Genomic DNA, 17505 nt, shown 5'->3' on the forward strand with positions numbered 1-17505 from the left:
TTAAACCTCATTTGTTCATTTTTAATCTCTAGTTTACTACAGTTTGAAAAAGTACCAACTATGAAACAGTTCATTATAGTCTAAAACTACAATTTGACAGTAAAAATAGATAATTTTACAATGAATTAGTGTTCTGCTTTTTTAGCTTTTTTTATATATAGTTTAGTTATTTGGGTAAAAGATAAAGTGGGAAGAATGTGTTTTACTATCCAGTACTGCTATTCCAGATTTTGGGAGCTGATGAAAGTAGTTAATAGACATATAATGTTGTTATAAATGTAAGGAGCAAGTAATGAAAAAGTGCCCTAATTGTGGTGCCCTAATGGAAAATGGGGTTAATTTTTGTACTAAATGCGGTAGTGATTTACGTTCAATTACGTTAGAAAAAGAGCCAGAGCAGGCTAATACTGCAACTGAAAAAACTGCACCAGTTGTGGCTGAAGTTAATCAACAGCATGTTAATTCTGGTAGTTATTTGCAAAATTATTGGGAATGGCTGGTTGAATCATGGAAACATCCCGCAGACAGTAATTTAACTGCTCAAAGCTGGTACGGCTGGTTAACAATTTTAATTGAAGATGTTTTATTTGTTACTGGATTATATTTCTTTGCCAAGTCAGTTATTACCGGTGCAATTGGCTTAGTCAATCATTTCGGGGTCGATACCAGAGGTTGGGGCAATTTTGATATTTCTTTCAGCATTGTCTTTCGGGTATTTTTAATCGTCCTGATTTTCCAAGTGATTGTGATTGCTAGTCACTTTGCGGCCTATAAATTTATTTATGATGAGCAAGTTCATCTACTAGATTTTGTCAACCGCGGGATTCATGCTAGTAACCTAAATTTGATTTTGACGGTCATTTTCTTTTTATTAATGGTTTTAGGACTTAACAGTATCAGATTTACTTTATTTTTAGTTTTACTATTATTTGTTTTATTCTTTATTGGTCAAGAAGTTGCCTTACTAGCAAATGATGGTGCTCGACGGGACAAAGCATATGGCGCTTTGCTTGCTTTTGGCATTATTTTTGTTTGTAGTTTGATAATGAACTCGCTTATTTATAATTCCGTTTTACGGTCAGTTTTTAATCAAATTATTTCAGGTTTTAATGGTTCAATGTAGATGGTGTAAAGATGAATAAAAATGAATTTTGTCCAAATTGTGGACGACGAGTTAACGAAAACGAGGAGTTTTGTTCCAACTGTGGTGCAAAGCTATCTAATAATAAGCAAAGCCGGCAAGAATACCGAACGGATCAGACTCACCGGCAAGCTGCTAACAATAATTCGCAAAACCAAGTACAGACTGTGAATAATCCGCGCCAGCCGATGAAAAAGAAAACTAAGATAATCTTGAGCATTGTGGGCGTTTTAGTTGTTGCTTTCATTGCTTTTTATGCTTGGGGATCAAATCATTATCAACGGAAAAATCAAGTTGATCAGATTACTGCGTATTTAAAAAATCCGCGGGAAAATTTAGCAGATTATGTTACTTCGGATAATCCTAGTGTGCATGTCACTAATGCGGCTTTGAAGCCAACGCAAAATTATTATTTTGATCATAGTAGCGATGCCGATAAGATGGCAGAAGCTTTTAAATATGGTGATACTTATGAAGACGTTTCGTTAGTACAGTCAGGACGGTATTTACTGCTTTTCCCTAAATATACGTTAAAATTTAAGACTTTTACGCCGCATATTAAGACCAATCATGCCAATTCGACAATTTATGTTAATGATGAGAAAATTGGTGGGGTTAATGGTAGTGGCGAAAATTATTATAAGCAGGTACAACCATTGTTTCCTGGAAAATACCATATTGTAGTTAAATCGACTGCTGCAGGTCATAAGTTAACTGCTGATAAAAGCGCCAATATTTTTTCAAATAGTGCAATTAATATGAATATCAAGACTGTCAATTTTACGGTTAAAAGCTCTCCTGGTGCGGATGTTTATATTAACGAGAAAAAAGTTGGTACGCTAGATAAGAGCGGTGAAAAAGTATTTAAAGAATATCCTGCTACGGATGACATGAAGATTTATGTCATGATGAAAGTTGATGGCAAGGCGATCAGATCAAAGGTAATTGATTATGATGATTTAGGCTTTGATGATGACGGTGATAGTAGTAGCAATGTCGTTAAGCCTGAATGGCCGGGCTTAATCAGCGAGGATGATGCCGAAAGTATCTTGGAAGACAACTTCGAAGATCCAGATGAAGATGCATTTGTTGGTGGCGCGGAGAATAAGGGTTACCAAGAACTGCACGAGCAGATCGGTAACTTTAATGATAATGACGAGATAATTTCTTATGATATGGATTGTAGCATTGTTTCCATTTCGCCTGCGCCAGATAATAGTAGTAATGTTGTCTATAAGATAACTTACACTTTTGAGCATGATGATTATGAGCATAAACAAGTAATGCTTTATTCTGGTTGCGTCTTCCACCAAAATGGTGATGACGATGATGCTTCACAAAAAATCAGATCAATCGGTAATGGAAAAATCATTAGCGATAAGAAGTATAATAACTAGACTAATAAGGTGCATCATGTTTGATGCGCCTTATTTAGTTTCAGATTACATTGATGATTAAATTAAGTAAAAAATAATATTCATTATTACTTAAGCCTAGGACTAGCACATATTTATTCAATAACAATCTGCCAAAATAGCTAGAGCTATCTAATTGGCTCAAATGGTGCTATGATAGCAACATAAAGTAAACTGACCAAGATAAAAATATCATCAATCTGTTAAACTTCAAAAAGCTAGGAGGACTTAAAATGAATAAATTGCTTAAGAATTATCATGAAGAAAAGCAATCATCGTTCCATTCTTTTTTTAACGGAAATTTTCTTTTTTGGAATACTGCATATATATTTTCATTAAAAAATGGGCGAAAACTCGATCTTCAAGACTATCCTGAACTTAATAAATTGGGGTAGTGGATTAAGGTGAATGACCAAACCAATTTACGGGTATGGTCTCGTTTAGGTCTTCCGCGTTTAACTGAAAAATTTTGTCAAATAACCGGGCTTCAACCAGATGATTTTTACGTAAATTCAGTTTCCGGGTTAAATAACATTTGGCCAACCCAACAATAACCGCACTTTCATAGTCAGTAATAAATATTTATCACATAGTAGTAGATAACTTTGAACCAAAAGTTATCTACTTTTTTTATCCTTGTAATTCCTATTATGCTTAGATTTTGTCACTTTAATCTAAAATGATAATTTATTTCTTTTAAGAAACCGCTTGCAAAACATCTTTTAAATGGTATAGTTAAATTAACAAGTGGTATATATAAGAAACCAATTGGAGGTGCTTAGATGAAAATGCAAGACTATGTCCGATATTCAGCGACAAAGCTAAAGGAAAACTTTGACAATAGAAATGAATTAGTTGGTCCAATTACCCGGATTTTTAAAAATGAAAATTATCAAAGTTTTACTTTAATTGCTTCTGGCTCATCGTACAATTCTTTGTTGATGGTTAAAGATGCTTTACAAGAGTTATCCCGTCTTCCGGTTTATTTATACACTCCGGAGCATGTTGAAGAGTGTAATTGTGCTTTATGGTCAAATACATTTGTGATAATAGTTTCACAAAGTGGCTCGTCGACCAATATTATTAGTTGTCAGAAATATTTACTGAAAAGAAAAATTTCATTTGTTTCTCTCACAGGAAATATTCATAGCCCAATGGCTGATTATTCAACAAATATTTTTGATTACGGTGTAGGTAATGAGTATGTCGATTATGTCACTATGGGTGTCCAGACCTTGGTTGAATACTTTTTACTTTTTGCCAATAACATTAGTACTTTATCGGAGAGTCGAAAATCTGCTTTTGGTGAACAACTGCTAAAAGTAATTGAGGATCAGCCTGGATTATTGAAAACTACTGAAGAATTTTTGAAACAGAATCATTTTGCGTTAGCGATGAATAATCCAACTTTTTTCTGTGGTAACGGACCGAACTTAGGTGTAGCCAAAGAAGGAGCCTTGAAATTTCAAGAAACATTAAAGCGACCGGCTATGTACTATGAACTTGAAGAATTTCTTCATGGACCAGATATACAGCTGACGCCTAATTACACTGTTTTTTTAATTGATGATATGGTTCAAAAAAAGCACGTACGCTTTCATGAAGTATTCACTGCTTTAAAAGAGGTCACACCAAATGTATTTTTAATAACCAGTTCAAGTCAAATTGAACAAGATAGGCGTGTTGTCAAAACGGGCGCCGTTAATAATTGGATTCTAAGTTTGTATTATTCCTTACCAGTTATTCAGTTAGTTGCAGCTAAAATGGCTGATGAGTTAAATACTTGGCCGCCTCATTCATATTTCGACCGATTTGATAAGAAAATCGCTATCAAAACTGCCAATTATGACCAAGAATTGATTGAAATTAAGCAAAAATGGCAGCTTGAGAATCATAATAAAACAAATTAGGAGGTATCAAAATGATTAAGATGGTTCGTGTTGATTATCGGTTGTTACATGGACAAGTTGCATTTTCTTGGACACAAGCAATAGGAGCAGATGCATTATTGCTAGTAAGTGACACTGTCAAGAATGATCCTTTAAGAATGAAGGCATTGCGCCTGGCCAAACCACAGGGAACAAAAGTTGTTATTAAATCTACTGACGAAGCTATTGAGCAAATACAAAGTGGGATAACAGACAAATATCATTTGTTTATTATTTGTGAAACTTTACCAATTGCGGCAAAGCTTGTTAAGGCAATTGGCGTTAAAGCGTTAAATCTAGGTAATATGCCGTTCGCAGAAGATAAAAAGCAGGTCTCAAAAAGCATATTTTTAGATCAAAAGGATGTAGCAATCTTGCAAGATTTATCTAATCTTGGAATTGATTTGTTTGTCCAAATGGTACCTAATGAAACTAAGATTGATGCCAAAAAGTTTTTAAAGGAGGCATAATACCTTGCTCTTAAAAACAATATTAATCTTTTTGATTAATTTCTTAGGTTATTCAGAATGGCTTCTTGGAACTAGCTATCTTCAAAGACCTATTATTTTAGGTCCGCTTGTGGGATTAGTGCTAGGAGATTTGCAAGATGGAATTATTATGGGCGCAACACTGGAGTTAGCGATGATCGGTGCAGTTTCTGTTGGTGCCTATAATCCTCCTGATTTAATTGCGGGAACCGTTTTAGGAATTTCCCTTGCAATTGAGTCCCATGCAAATGCAGCAGCTGCTCTAACATTGGGAATTCCTATTGCAACAGTAATGCTAGCCTTAAATACTGCGGTTGGGCAACCGGTAATGCTAATGTTGATTCATCGAATTGATCATAACGCTGATGAAGGCAATACTCATGCAATCACTAGAAATATGCTTTTGGCTGGTTGGGCCCAGAATTGGCCTGGCATAATTTTTAACCCTTTAGCATTTTATTTTGGGGCAGCTACGGTAGCTAAATTATTAAATATTATTCCACCTTTTGTGCAAGAGGGAATGAATGTCGCTGCAGGATTATTACCATTGCTTGGCTTTGCGATGTTGGCACAAATGATGATGAATAAGAAGGTAGCAGCGTTTTTCTTTCTCGGATTTTTCTTAGTGGCATACAGTGGCATTTCTACTACTGGAGTAGCAATATTTGCAGTAGTTATGGCTGCCATTATGTATGTTTTCTTTGAACATGACACCCAAAATAAAGTTGAAGAAAAAAAGACAACAGAACAGGAAGGTGACGGATTCGATGAATTTTAATTTAAAACCAACTTACAACAAAAAGATTAATAAGTCAGATTTAGTCAAGTTATTTTGGCGAAGCATACCGTATGAGCATTCATGGAATTACGAAAGAATGGGTAACGTTGGCTTTACTTGGGCATTAATGCCAATTTTACAAAAGCTTTATCCCGAGAAGAAAAGATTTACGCATGCTTTAAAACGTAATTTGGAATTGTATAACATGACGCCCTACATTGTTACATTGCCGTTAGGCATATCCGCTGCAATGGAAGAAGCTAATGCGACAAATGAAGATTTTGATGAAAGTTCAATTTCAGCGGTTAAGTTAGCATTGATGGGGCCACTGTCAGGGATAGGTGACTCATTTTTCTGGGGAACTCTTAGAGTGTTAGCAACTGGAATTGGTACTACTTTGGCACTAAAAGGCAGTATTTTAGGACCAATATTGTTTTTCCTAGTATTCAATACTCCCCATTATCTTATTCGGTACTACGGTACATTTTTAGGATATAGTTTGGGCTCTAACGTTATTAATAACGTGGAAAACTCGGGCGTAATGGACAAAATTACTAAATACGCGTCCATGATCGGCATGATGGTGGTGGGCGCAATGACTAAAGAAATGGTCAGTGTAAAGTTCATCACAAAGATCGGTATTGGGAAAAGTGCTTCAACCGTTCAATCGCTTCTTGATGGAATTTTCCCTGGCATAGCAACACTGGCATTATTTGGCATAACTTATTGGATGCTAAAAAAGAAGCTCAATCCGTTGCTGATTATGTTAATTATTCTAATTGTAAGCATTGCAGCAACATACTTTAAAGTTTTAGGAGCTTAAGTCAAAAATTAAGAGAGGTAAAAAATGACAATATTAAAGAATTTCGATGTTGAAAAGTATTTACAAAATGGTCGTGATGTATATTCTCAAAGAAAGAATATTGAAAATCTGGCAGATAAATTAGCTAAAAATGATTATCAAAACATTGTGTTAATAGGTATCGGCGGTACTTGGATGGAATGGTATCCAGTAGCTGAATATTTACGCCATTTATCGAATTTTCCCGTATATTTAGAAAATGCGGGAGAACTACTGGTTAAGAAGGATCTTGATTACTTGACCGATAAGTCTCTAGTGCTAACTTCTTCAGATTCTGGGGATACAAAGGAAATCTTAGATGCTGTTAAATATTGCAATCAACGTGGTATTTCAGTCTATGGCTTCACTAAAAATCCTGAGTCTTCATTGGGACTACTTCTTGAAGAATCAATTAATGGCTCTCTTAGCGAATGCGAGAATGCTTACTTAATGTACTTTATGTTGACACTGAGACTCTACCAGGATTGGGGTTATTATCAGGATTATAACCGTTGGGCAGATCAAATGCAGAATTTGTATCCAAACTTACTAAGATTTAGAGAGGAATTTGAAGAAAGAGCAAAATCCATAGCACGTAAATATTATAATGCACCGTTAACAATGACGGTTGGCTCAGGGATGTTGTGGGGAGAAACCTGTATGTTCTCAATGTGTATCTTAGAAGAAATGCAGTGGGTCAGAACTAGGCCAGTAACTTCAGCCGACTTTTTCCATGGTGCCTTAGAACTAGTTGATGATACTTTGCCAGTTTACTTAATTAAAGGAGAAGACGAATACAGAGCTCTAGATGAGAGAGTCGAACGCTTTTTACCAAAGCATACCAATAGCTTTGAAGTATTTGATACAAAAGATTATGTTTTTGAAGGAATTGATGATGATTTTCGGCAAATTTGTTCACCAATGATTATTACGTCACTCTTAACGGACAGATTAGCTTCGTGGTATCAGCAATACACTGGTCATGACCTTAATTTTCGTCGTTATTACCGTCAATTTGAGTATTAAAGTGTCCTCAAGAAATCGACAAGAATCAATACTACTCCTTCGCCTAAACTAATAGGTTTCTTTTTCGCCTAAAATACCATTGAGAGTGAATTGAAGATTGAGCTCGTCAGAGTCCAGATAGCTTTCGGTATACTCAACGGCTTTACTTTCTGCGTCAAAACCAAGATAAATAATGCTGTACAGCAAATTACCCTTTTTTACTTTTAATAAGCGAGCTTCTTTACTCAAAGCAGGTAAAACCTGAATAAATTGAGAAAAATAAATAGGTCGATGTCCAACAGAGTCCATGTAATCATATAAACTTACGTTTTTAAAATTGATTTTTTCGGCATTAGGAAATAAGTTGGCCGGAAGATAATTATATTCAACGGTAAAAGGCTTGTCTTTAATCTTTCTAATTCGATGAAGAGCAAAAACAGAATCATTATCGTCAAGTTGTAATTTCTGATTAAAAAATGAATTTCCAGCTAAAATTCCTGTGCCAACAACTTCATTAGTAAAGTTAATTCCATTTTTAGTTAAAAGTTCAGTAATACCGGAGTTTGAGTTTTTATCAGTAAACGACAGATTAAAGTATAAGTTGCTATTATCAATGTTTTTAGCAGTAACAAATGTACCGCTACCTTGTTTGCGAAACAAAAGACCTTTTTTCCTGAGAGCATCGATTGCTTTTTTTACAGTCATTCGATTGACGCCATATTGTTGGGCAAGATCACGTTCACTTGGTATTTTTGCTCCGGGGAGGAATTCCTTACTTAAAATTTTCTTTTCAAGCAAATCTTCAATTTGAATGTATAAAGGTGCATGAAAAAGATTACTCATTATTTTTATCCTTATCTACTTGCATTAACAAAACGTTTTCTGGAACTTTCTTTGAAACAAAATAAATAAAATTGTTATTAAGATTAACAATCGAAGTGCGTTGCAAAATTTTTGCTCTGACAGGAATAGCCAAAAGACTCGCTTCTTCAAAATTAACTGATTCAATTGACAGATTTTGATATTCCTTTATAGGTGTACCACGATAAGATTTAACCAATAAGTCCCAAAATGAATGCTCTAATAATTTATTTAACGGTAAATGTTCTACTAATTTCTCTGGCGCATAAATATAATCTAGTGAAAGAGTCTTAGCAGATTCTTGTTCATTAATAGTACGCTTATAAATTAGGTAATGAATTGGAGTTGCTAAAGGAACTTTTAACTTTTGAGCAATTTTCTTGTTTGCCTCTGTGACAGTATTCTTAATTAAATAGTTTTTAACGCGATGATTAGATTTTTTACCAAAAAATTCAAGCCAATCATAGTCTTCTTTAGGACTGTTTATATGATAACTATTTGATGCTAAAGAAATGATACCTTTATTTTGTAATATTTCTAAAGCTTCTCTAATCGTATTACGTGATACATTGTATTTAACAGCTAATTTTCTTTCGGAGGGGATAGATTTAACGTATTCTTGTTGTGAAATCAAAAACTCAAGATCTTTTGCAATTAGTTCACTTTTATTAATGATATTGAACATTTTAATAGCTCTTCCTTGTCAATATTAATTAACTTAATCTTAGCTTAAGACTAGCGTGATAGCAATTGGAAGTGAGCTAATAATTCTAAAGACAAGTTACAAGGTAATAATTGAAATAGAGCTGAAATTTGTTTATGGAGGATAAAATGACAAAAATTGTAATAGCAACTCATGGATATCTAGCAAAAGGCTTAAAAATGTCGACTGAATTTATTTTAGGAAAGCAGAAGAATCTCTTTGCCATTTGTGCCTATACTTCGGAATGCCAGGATTTTCATAAAGTTGTTAAAGATTTGATTGCTAAATATGATCAAGAAGATATTATTTTTGGTACGGATATCGTTGGGGGCAGTGTTAATAACGATTTGCAAGAATTTGTGGCCGGAAATAATCGGTTACACTTAGTTGCAGGCATCAATTTACCATTTTTAATTCAGTTTTTAACTTTAAATAATGATAATGTAGCTGACAATCTTGCTAAAAGTACTCAGGCTGCTAAAAGTGGGATTGTTAATTATGATACCTTGGATGATACTATTCAAACCGATGAATTAGATGGCTTTGATAGTTTTTGATAAGTGTGAGGATAATGATTTTAAAAACATTTTTAATATTTTTAGTTGGACTTCTAGGCTATTCTGAATGGTTACTCGGCACCAGCTATCTACAACGCCCAATTATTCTGGGACCACTTGTTGGTTTAGTCTTGGGCGATATCCAAGACGGAATTATTATGGGAGCAACCTTGGAATTGGCAATGATTGGTGCTGTCTCAGTCGGAGCTTATGATCCTCCAGATTTAGTTTCTGGTTCAATCATTGGCATATCTTTGGCAATTCAAACTCATGCAGCACCTGGAGCAGCATTAACATTAGGTATACCAATCGCGGCTATTATGCAGGCATTAGGTTTGGCAACGGGGCAACCGTTAATGTTAGCTTTTATCCATAAATGTGATAGTGCTGCTGAAAAAGGAAATACGCATGCGTTAACGAGAAACATGTTAATAGCAGGTTATATCCAAGATTGGCCAGGTATTGTTTTTATTCCCTTGGCATTTTACTTTGGTTCATCAACTGTAGCCAGAGTGCTTAATATTATTCCTTCTTTTGTACAGGATGGAATGAATGTCGCGGCAGGATTACTACCATTATTAGGTTTTGCAATGTTAGCACAAATGATGATGAATAAAAAAGTTGCGGCTTTCTTTTTCTTAGGTTTTTTCCTAGTAGCCTACAGTGGAATTACCACAACAGGTGTAGCGATTTTTGCTGTAGTAATGGCAGCAATTATGTATGTTTTTTTTGAGCAATCGCCAGTTCATAAGAAGGTAAGCCATGTAGCAGAGCAAGAAGAAGACGGATTTGATGAATTTTAAATAGCTAATACAAAAATAATGTTAAGAAGCATCCTATTTTATGAAGATTAAAATAGGATGCTTTAGCTTTGTCTTTTTATTCACATATTCTATTAGCTTGAATTTTCCGACAAATGCCAGTCACTTTACTGGTAAAATCTCTCATTTATATTCACTTGATTTCGCTTACATAAGTTACAAAAGGTTACATTAATTTACTATTATTATCAAAAATTTAGGTTAAAACTAAAATATATTGTGAAATATGTAATTAAGTAGGAGGAGAAAGATGAATATTGCGAAAGCAATTCAAGTGACATTTTCCAATGCTGCGATAGTTAGCTCAATAACGTCAACAATTTTTATTATTTTATTGGGCTTTTATTTACGTAAGCGTAATATCTTTACAGAAAAGTATGGTAAGCTTTTATCTAAGATTGTTTTAACAGTTGCGCTTCCGGCTTTGGCATTCAATTCATTTATGCAACCGATTAATGGCGAAACTTTTTCGCAAGGGATGAATGTGTTAATTTGGGGAATTGCAATTTATATTATTTTGATTTTGGTAACCCCAATTTCTTATGCCAAGTATCCTAAAGATAAACGAAATGTTCTAGCAATTTTAACCACTTTTGGTTCGACAACCTTTTTTGGGATTCCAATTGTTGGTGCGGTTTTTGGCACCAAGGGCATAATGTATAGCTCGATTTTTAATATTGGCTACCGGATCTTTTTATATTCTTATGCCTATATTAAGATGTCTGGCTTAAAAATGAAGGCAAGCAATATCAAAAAAATGTTTGTCAATCCGGTCGTAATTGCTACTTTTTTGGGACTGATTATGTGGCTTGTACAAAATTACATGCCACAGGTAGCTGTAAGACAAGCTGTTAATGGCGTAATTAATCCTGGTGCACCAATAATTAAGGTTGCCTTTTACCGAATTGATCAGACTGCAATTTGGCTGTACAAGCCACTGCAATATCTGGCTAACCTTGCATCACCACTTGCTTGGTTATCAATCGGTGCTACCTTAGGTTCGACTTCATTTAAAAAAGCTGCGGAAAACAAGACTTCTTGGTACTACAGTTTTAATAAGGTTGTCTTGGTACCACTGCTTAACTTGGTAATATTGGTCATCTTAAATGTGACTAACATCTTACCGATTAGCTATGTTGCCTTAGGTACAATCATTATTATGATGGCTACGCCAACCGCTGCCGTTGCTTCGTCTTATGCGATTAGCTTTGATCGTGAAGCGGTCTTATCATCCAATGCATCCTTTGTATCGACAATTTTAGCGGTAGTGGCAATGCCATTTTGGATCGCCTTTCTCGGTGTTCTTAGTCAAAGCGGATTATTTCATTAATTAGGAGGTTTTTATGTTTAAAATTGTTGCTTATGGCGTACGTGAAAATGAAGTAGATTACTTCAAGAAATTAAATAAATATCATTATGATGTGCAATTGGAATCTGAATTGTTAACTCACGATAATATTGAAACTGCTAAAGGTGCGGATGCTGTTTTGTTACGTGCCAATTGTAAGGCAGACGCACAAAACTTGGCAAAATTAAATGAGTGGGGCATTAAATACGTCTTTACTAGAACAGTCGGCTTTAACCATATTGATCTTAAGGCCGCAGCCAAATATGAAATGAAAGTTGCCCGCGTTCCGGCATATTCACCATACGCTGTAGCCGAATTGGCAATGACCCTAGGAATGATGCTCTTTAGACATACCGCCTTGGCAACCGATTTGACCAGGCAAGGAAACTTTAGTGTTTCGACCGCCACTTTTTCTGGGGAAGTTCATTCAAGTACTGTGGGAATTATCGGAACAGGTCGAATTGGTGCGACTGAAGCGCAGCTGTATAGCGGAATGGGAACCAAGGTTTTGGGCTATGATCCTTATCCAAGCGACTTTGCTAAACAATATGTTGAATTTGTTGAGCAGGATGAATTGCTGGCAAAATCAGATATTGTTTCAATCCACGTGCCGTATTTCCCAGGTCAAAATGATCGTTTAATCGATGCGGACTTTTTAAAGAAAATGAAACCAACTACTGTTTTGGTTAATACGGCGAGAACACAACTTGCTGATTATCCTGCTATTATTAAGGCAATCACGCAAAATCAAATCGCTGGTTTTGCTAGTGATGTTTTACCAGACGAAGTTGAAGTGCTGGGACATGATTTTAAAGGCAATATCACTAATGAACTGACTAAGCAGTTAGTTGATTTATATCCTAAGGTTCTACTAACTCCACATATTGGTTCTTACACCAGTCCAGCTTTAACCGATATGATTGCAGTCAGCTATGAAAACTTCCACCAAGTTTTGGAGACCGGCAAGACCGATAATGATGTTAAGTTAGATTAAGTTAATACACAAAAAAGCGAGCTATCAGCTGATAGCTCGCTTTTATTTATTAGCTTTATAAAGTTTAATTGGTCGACCTACTTTTAGGTAATGTGTTTTGATTGTTAATTCATTAGTTTTTACTAAATAGTCTAAATACTTTTTCGTGGTAATCCGCGAGAGTTTAGACTTCCGGGCAATCTCCTGATTAGAAAAATAATCGGGTGTTTCTGCAATGACCGCCTTTATTTTGTTAAGAGAAAAATTTGATAGTCCTTTGGGTAAGGAAGTCATTTCTTTTTCTCCAGCAAAATCTTGCGTAATGAAAACCTGATCGAGTTCATTTTGCGATAATTGTCGATCCTGGTTTAATACCTTATTATATTTTAGAAAATGCTCAATTGCCTTATGGAATCGCTCAAAAGAAAATGGTTTTACCAAGTAATCGAGTACACCATAGTTTAACGCCTGGTTAACGCTTTGGCTATCTTTAGCAGCTGATAACATGATTACATTCGGATGAAGATTGTGCTCAATAAATAAATGAAGAAGTTCAGTACCTGAAATTTTGGGTAAATAAATATCGAGTAAGACCAAATCAAGCTGTAAATTTTGCGCAAGTGCTAATGCCTTGTCAGCCCTATCTACTTGAAAAAGCTTCATTTTTGCAGGCGGAATTATTTTCATTAGGTACTGTTTATTAATTGAACTGACCATTGGGTCATCTTCCACAATGAGAATCTGTAACATTTTTACTCCTCGCTGTTAATCGGTAATTCAAGATAGAAATTGCTACCATGTGGGTCACAAGGTGTAATGTCAATATAGCCGTGATGATTATCGACAATCTGCTTAACCAGCATTAAGCCGTAGCCATGATCTTTACCTTTAGTCGAATATTTTTGCTTAAAAAGTTGTTCACGGACAGCAGGCGCAATACCACTACCGTTATCGGTCACTTCGATAATCAGGGTTGTACTCTCGGAATCATAGTTAAGTTCGAGTTTAATGGTACCACTGGTATCAATGGCAGCTAAGGCATTGTCGATTAAATTGCCCAATATCTTGATCAGATCAAGATTTAATTGGTCTGAAACAATTGCTTCTGGCAGATAGGAATCAGGAGTAAGTGTCAAAGTCACTTTTTGCTCTTTAGCTTGATTAATTTTACCGGTTAAAAACCCGACTAAAGCTGGTGATTCAATCTGCTGGTTTAGCTGGCCAAACTCTTGCTGGTAATTAGCGTTAACTTTGCCAATAAAGTTAGTAACATTATCATATTGCTTTAATTCAATCATACCGTAAATTGCCTGTAATTTATTGCGAAATTCATGCGATTGCGCTCTGAGTGCTTGAATGTATTGCTCACTTCCAGCTAATTGTTCAGACAGTTTTTGGTATTTGGATTGATCTTGCAGTAGAGCAATTTGGCCGTAAGTTTTGTCATGATAAACAAGCCTACTAGTGGATACAATGTATTCTTTAGCGTTAATTAAGAGCGGAACATTGGTCTTATTTTGTGAATGATTATGATTAAAAATCAGTTTAGCTAAATTGGAATCTAGTACAGTATCCACTTTAACTGCTGGAAATGTTTTTTTAGCTAAATAATTGGTTGTAATTACGATATTTTGTTCATTAACGGCAATTAAGATTTCATCAATACTATCAATAATAGCGTGTAGTTCCGTCAGCTTGGTAGCAATTTCATCTGGTTCCATATTAAAAAGAGATTTTTTAATCCTTTGCGCTAAAAAAAGTGCCAAAACTATGCCAGCACATAAAGCAAATAATGATCCAAGAATAACCGCTTTTTGAGCAGATAAAATTGCCCGGTTAATTGAGCTATCGGTTAGGCCAACGCAGACAATGCCAACTTGCTGTTTGTTCTTGAAAACAGGAACAAAGATGCGGTAACCCGTTCCTAAAATACCTTTGCGATGTGAATAATGGCTTTTACCAGTGCTTGACTTTTTAGCATCTTGCGGAGAACTAAATCTTTTGCCGATCCGACTAGTATCAGGGTGGGAGTAGCGCATTAAATTCCGGTCTAGAATTACAACGAAATCAACCCGAGATGCTTGTGTAATTTGATTGGCATATTTTTGCAATGAATTATTTTTGGTGGGCTGGGGATGCTTTTTTAGGGTTTCCTTAACGGTTGTATCCTGGGCAGCAATTCTAGCAACCCCAGCGATTTCCTCTTTGATTATTTGCTTTTGATTCTGTTTGACGTGGTATGAAGCGATGCTGCCAGCAGTAATAACAAAAATAACTGTTGTTAAAAAAACTAGTAAAACAGATTTAGTTCGTAAGCTAAAGCGTGATTTTCGTGGCATGTTTTTCCTTTTTATATCGTTACAACTTATTACTACTAGTATAAACTACTAAATCAGAAAAAAAGCTTAATAACCTAAAGAAAGATTTTATCAATATCTATTGTTAAAACTAATATCGGAATGAAGTTTATGATCTGCTGTAGACTTTATTTTGGTTAAAAAAGAAATAGTTGATTAAACCTTAATTTTGCTGTTTATTTGTAAAGAAGAAACTGATTTAATAATTTTTTGAACAACATGATCTAGAATAGATTTAGTAAGAAGAAATAACTTGCAGCTAATTACTCTTAATTCACTTATCAAACATATTCAAACATTGACAAACAAAAAAGAACATTTATACTAAAGGTGAACTAAGTTAGTTGCATAATCTAGTTTAAAAAGTAGGTAATCAATGCTAAAAAGTGAAAGACTAAAAAATATCTTACAAATAGTTAACACACAAAAATTTGTTACAGTTGACGAACTAGCACAAGCGCTAAGAGTTTCTGACATGACAATTAGACGTGACCTCAATGAATTGCATAAGGCAAATAAGATTTTGCGAGTTCATGGCGGAGCTCAGCAGTTAACAGACCAAAGTAGAATTGAGAAGAGCTACCAGCAAAAGCGCGAAATCCATATTAAGGAAAAAATTGAAGTTGCAAAGCGTGCCTGTAATTTAATTCATGAAAATGATTCTATTTATGTAGGACCAGGGACAACTTTGGAATTGATGGTTGCTAATTTAAAGATCAAGCATTTGCGAATTGTTACCAATTCACTACCTGTTTTTGAAGCAGCCAAAAATAATCTAAATGACTATGACTTAATTATGGTTGGCGGTTCTTATCGCCGAATTAGTGGTGCCTTTCTGGGGGCTTTGGCTAATAGTGAACTGGAGACGATGTCATTTTCTGTTGGCTTTGTAGGAGTTAATGGCATTAAGGATGCTTCTTTGACAACAGCTAACTTAGAAGAGGGCCAAACCGAAGAAGTCGGGCTGGATCGTTCACAAATAAAATTTGTGGTAGCTGATTATACTAAGCTTGACCACAGTGATTTTCATGAATTTTATGATTTGCGCAAGGTCGACGGTCTGATTACTAACCATGGAATTGAGCCTGAGTTGGAAAAACATTACAGTCAATTTACAACTATTTATAAGTAGTTGTTAGGGAAAGGAGACATAGCGATGAAGGTGGTCATTGGCAGCGATAAAGGCGGCTTTGTTTTAAAAGAAAAGGTTAAAAAGTATCTTGAAAGTCATGACTATGAAGTTTTGGATGTGACGGGAAAGCCTACAGAGGACTTTGTTGATTCGAGCTTAAAAGTTACGCATGAAGTACTTGATAATGGTATTAAAAAGGCAATTATGTTTGACGAGTATGGGGTCGGTTCTGCCATGGCTTCTAATAAAGTTAAGGGCATGGTTACCGCAAATGTTAACGAGGAGCGTACCGCTCATATGACGGCAATGCACAATGGAGCAAAGGCAATTGCACTTGGTAGCGGGATAGTTGGTGAGCAATTAGCTTACTCAATTGTTCAACATTACCTTGATACAGACTATGCTGGTGGTCGTCACCAAGTTCGGCTCGATATGCTAGAAAAAATGATTTAGGAGGGATAGGCAAATGTTAGATAATGATCGACCTCAACCAGAATATGTTGATCCTAAAATTGATAAGCAAAAAGTAATCGCTCTAGGGAACGACCATATTGTTACTACAGTTAAAATGGCAATCTCTGATCACTTAAAGGCGGAAGGCTACCAGGTAATTGATGAAGGAACCCATGATAATACAAGGACGCATTATCCAATTTACGGCAAAAGGGTGGCCGAGGATGTTTCTTCTGGCCGGGCTGATTTTGGTATTGTTCTTTGCGGAACAGGAATTGGTATTTCAACAGCTGCTGATAAAAATGAAGGCATCAGGGCTGCGATGGTTGGTGATGTTACACAAGCGCAGTACGCTCGGCGCGAATTAAATGCTAATATTCTTGGCTTTGGCGGAATAGTGTTAGGACGCGACTTTATTTTTGATATTGTCGATTCATTTCTTACTACTGCTTATGAGCCAAGCAAAGAAAATAAGCAATTGATTAGTAAAATCGCGGCTATTGCTAAACCAAATCCAGACCAAAAAGATAATGTTCACTTTTTTGATGAAGAAAATAAAAAGTGGGCTGAGGGTGTTTACCACGATTAAGTGGAAATAATTGTTAATAATAAAAGAAAATATTAATCGCACACTAAAAGTCATGACGGCAATTGTCATGACTTTTTTAATACTCCCAGCATAATTATTTTTTCTAAAAAAGCGT

19 protein-coding genes are annotated in these 17505 nt (G+C 35.4%); 15 read left to right on the plus strand and 4 right to left on the minus strand.

Annotation, left to right across the window (positions count from 1 at the left end; translation table 11 throughout):
- Positions 1-292: 292 nt before the first annotated feature.
- The 8 genes from J3U73_RS10135 (at position 293) to J3U73_RS10170 (ending at position 7617) form a co-directional block, all read left to right on the plus strand.
- Positions 293-1123 (plus strand): DUF6574 domain-containing protein, encoded by an 831-nt coding sequence (locus J3U73_RS10135; RefSeq protein WP_267410368.1) that lies wholly within the window; start codon positions 293-295, stop codon positions 1121-1123.
- 11 nt (positions 1124-1134) lie between these two features.
- A complete protein-coding gene (locus tag J3U73_RS10140) occupies positions 1135-2538 on the plus strand; it encodes a zinc ribbon domain-containing protein (protein WP_267410370.1) in 1404 nt (467 codons plus the stop codon).
- A 251-nt stretch (positions 2539-2789) separates the two neighbouring features.
- Positions 2790-2951 (plus strand): hypothetical protein, encoded by a 162-nt coding sequence (locus J3U73_RS10145; protein ID WP_220269183.1) that lies wholly within the window; start codon positions 2790-2792, stop codon positions 2949-2951.
- 387 nt (positions 2952-3338) lie between these two features.
- Entirely contained in the window at positions 3339-4466 is a 1128-nt protein-coding gene (locus J3U73_RS10150) for an SIS domain-containing protein (protein ID WP_267410371.1), read from the plus strand.
- Between the two features lie 11 nt (positions 4467-4477).
- Positions 4478-4954 (plus strand): PTS sugar transporter subunit IIB, encoded by a 477-nt coding sequence (locus J3U73_RS10155; protein WP_220269185.1) that lies wholly within the window; start codon positions 4478-4480, stop codon positions 4952-4954.
- Between the two features lie 4 nt (positions 4955-4958).
- Positions 4959-5750: a PTS mannose/fructose/sorbose/N-acetylgalactosamine transporter subunit IIC gene (locus tag J3U73_RS10160; protein ID WP_220269186.1), complete on the plus strand. Its 792-nt coding sequence runs from the start codon at positions 4959-4961 to the stop codon at positions 5748-5750.
- Complete coding sequence (locus J3U73_RS10165; protein WP_267410372.1) at positions 5740-6573, plus strand: PTS system mannose/fructose/sorbose family transporter subunit IID; 834 nt, start codon at positions 5740-5742, stop codon at positions 6571-6573. The genes J3U73_RS10160 and J3U73_RS10165 overlap by 11 nt, the downstream gene beginning before the upstream one ends.
- A 24-nt stretch (positions 6574-6597) precedes the next feature.
- The gene (locus tag J3U73_RS10170) at positions 6598-7617 is read left to right on the plus strand and encodes an SIS domain-containing protein (RefSeq protein ID WP_220269188.1); all 1020 of its coding nucleotides are present in this window, start codon (positions 6598-6600) and stop codon (positions 7615-7617) included.
- Positions 7618-7665: 48 nt separating this feature from the next.
- Here J3U73_RS10170 and J3U73_RS10175 read toward each other — a convergent pair whose 3' ends face one another.
- Complete coding sequence (locus J3U73_RS10175; protein WP_220269189.1) at positions 7666-8439, minus strand: GntR family transcriptional regulator; 774 nt, start codon at positions 8437-8439, stop codon at positions 7666-7668.
- Positions 8432-9142 carry a GntR family transcriptional regulator gene (locus J3U73_RS10180; protein WP_267393920.1) on the minus strand — a complete coding sequence of 237 codons (711 nt, stop codon included), beginning with the start codon at positions 9140-9142 and terminating at the stop codon, positions 8432-8434. Before J3U73_RS10180 ends, J3U73_RS10175 begins: the two co-directional genes overlap by 8 nt.
- 146 nt (positions 9143-9288) lie before the next feature.
- Between J3U73_RS10180 and J3U73_RS10185 the strand changes: the two genes are divergently transcribed.
- The 4 genes from J3U73_RS10185 (at position 9289) to J3U73_RS10200 (ending at position 12880) form a co-directional block, all read left to right on the plus strand.
- Positions 9289-9717, plus strand: a complete 429-nt coding sequence (locus J3U73_RS10185; protein WP_267410373.1) for a PTS sugar transporter subunit IIA — start codon at positions 9289-9291, stop codon at positions 9715-9717.
- A 14-nt stretch (positions 9718-9731) separates the two neighbouring features.
- A complete protein-coding gene (locus J3U73_RS10190) occupies positions 9732-10520 on the plus strand; it encodes a PTS mannose/fructose/sorbose/N-acetylgalactosamine transporter subunit IIC (protein ID WP_267410374.1) in 789 nt (262 codons plus the stop codon).
- Positions 10521-10788: 268 nt separating this feature from the next.
- The gene (locus J3U73_RS10195; RefSeq protein ID WP_267410375.1) at positions 10789-11868 is read left to right on the plus strand and encodes an AEC family transporter; all 1080 of its coding nucleotides are present in this window, start codon (positions 10789-10791) and stop codon (positions 11866-11868) included.
- A gap of 13 nt (positions 11869-11881) precedes the next feature.
- Complete coding sequence (locus J3U73_RS10200) at positions 11882-12880, plus strand: NAD(P)-dependent oxidoreductase (RefSeq protein ID WP_220269193.1); 999 nt, start codon at positions 11882-11884, stop codon at positions 12878-12880.
- A 42-nt stretch (positions 12881-12922) separates the two neighbouring features.
- On the opposite strand, the gene J3U73_RS10205 is transcribed toward J3U73_RS10200, so the two are convergent.
- Together J3U73_RS10205 and J3U73_RS10210 are read right to left on the minus strand one after the other, a co-directional pair.
- Positions 12923-13609, minus strand: a complete 687-nt coding sequence (locus tag J3U73_RS10205; protein ID WP_267393916.1) for a response regulator — start codon at positions 13607-13609, stop codon at positions 12923-12925.
- A 2-nt stretch (positions 13610-13611) separates the two neighbouring features.
- Positions 13612-15198, minus strand: coding sequence for an ATP-binding protein (locus tag J3U73_RS10210; RefSeq protein WP_267410376.1), 1587 nt, complete (start codon positions 15196-15198; stop codon positions 13612-13614).
- A 394-nt stretch (positions 15199-15592) separates the two neighbouring features.
- On the opposite strand from J3U73_RS10210, the gene J3U73_RS10215 reads away from it, so the two are divergent.
- From J3U73_RS10215 to lacB, 3 genes are read left to right on the plus strand one after another with little or no spacing between them, the layout of a single operon-like run.
- The gene (locus tag J3U73_RS10215) at positions 15593-16348 is read left to right on the plus strand and encodes a DeoR/GlpR family DNA-binding transcription regulator (protein ID WP_220269196.1); all 756 of its coding nucleotides are present in this window, start codon (positions 15593-15595) and stop codon (positions 16346-16348) included.
- Between the two features lie 24 nt (positions 16349-16372).
- Entirely contained in the window at positions 16373-16801 is a 429-nt protein-coding gene (gene lacA / locus J3U73_RS10220; protein ID WP_267393914.1) for a galactose-6-phosphate isomerase subunit LacA, read from the plus strand.
- A 13-nt stretch (positions 16802-16814) separates the two neighbouring features.
- Complete coding sequence (gene lacB, locus J3U73_RS10225; RefSeq protein WP_220269198.1) at positions 16815-17390, plus strand: galactose-6-phosphate isomerase subunit LacB; 576 nt, start codon at positions 16815-16817, stop codon at positions 17388-17390.
- The last annotated feature ends 115 nt before the right edge of the window (positions 17391-17505 follow it).

Source organism: Lactobacillus sp. B4005, assembly GCF_026536045.1.
GTDB lineage: Bacteria > Bacillota > Bacilli > Lactobacillales > Lactobacillaceae > Lactobacillus > Lactobacillus panisapium.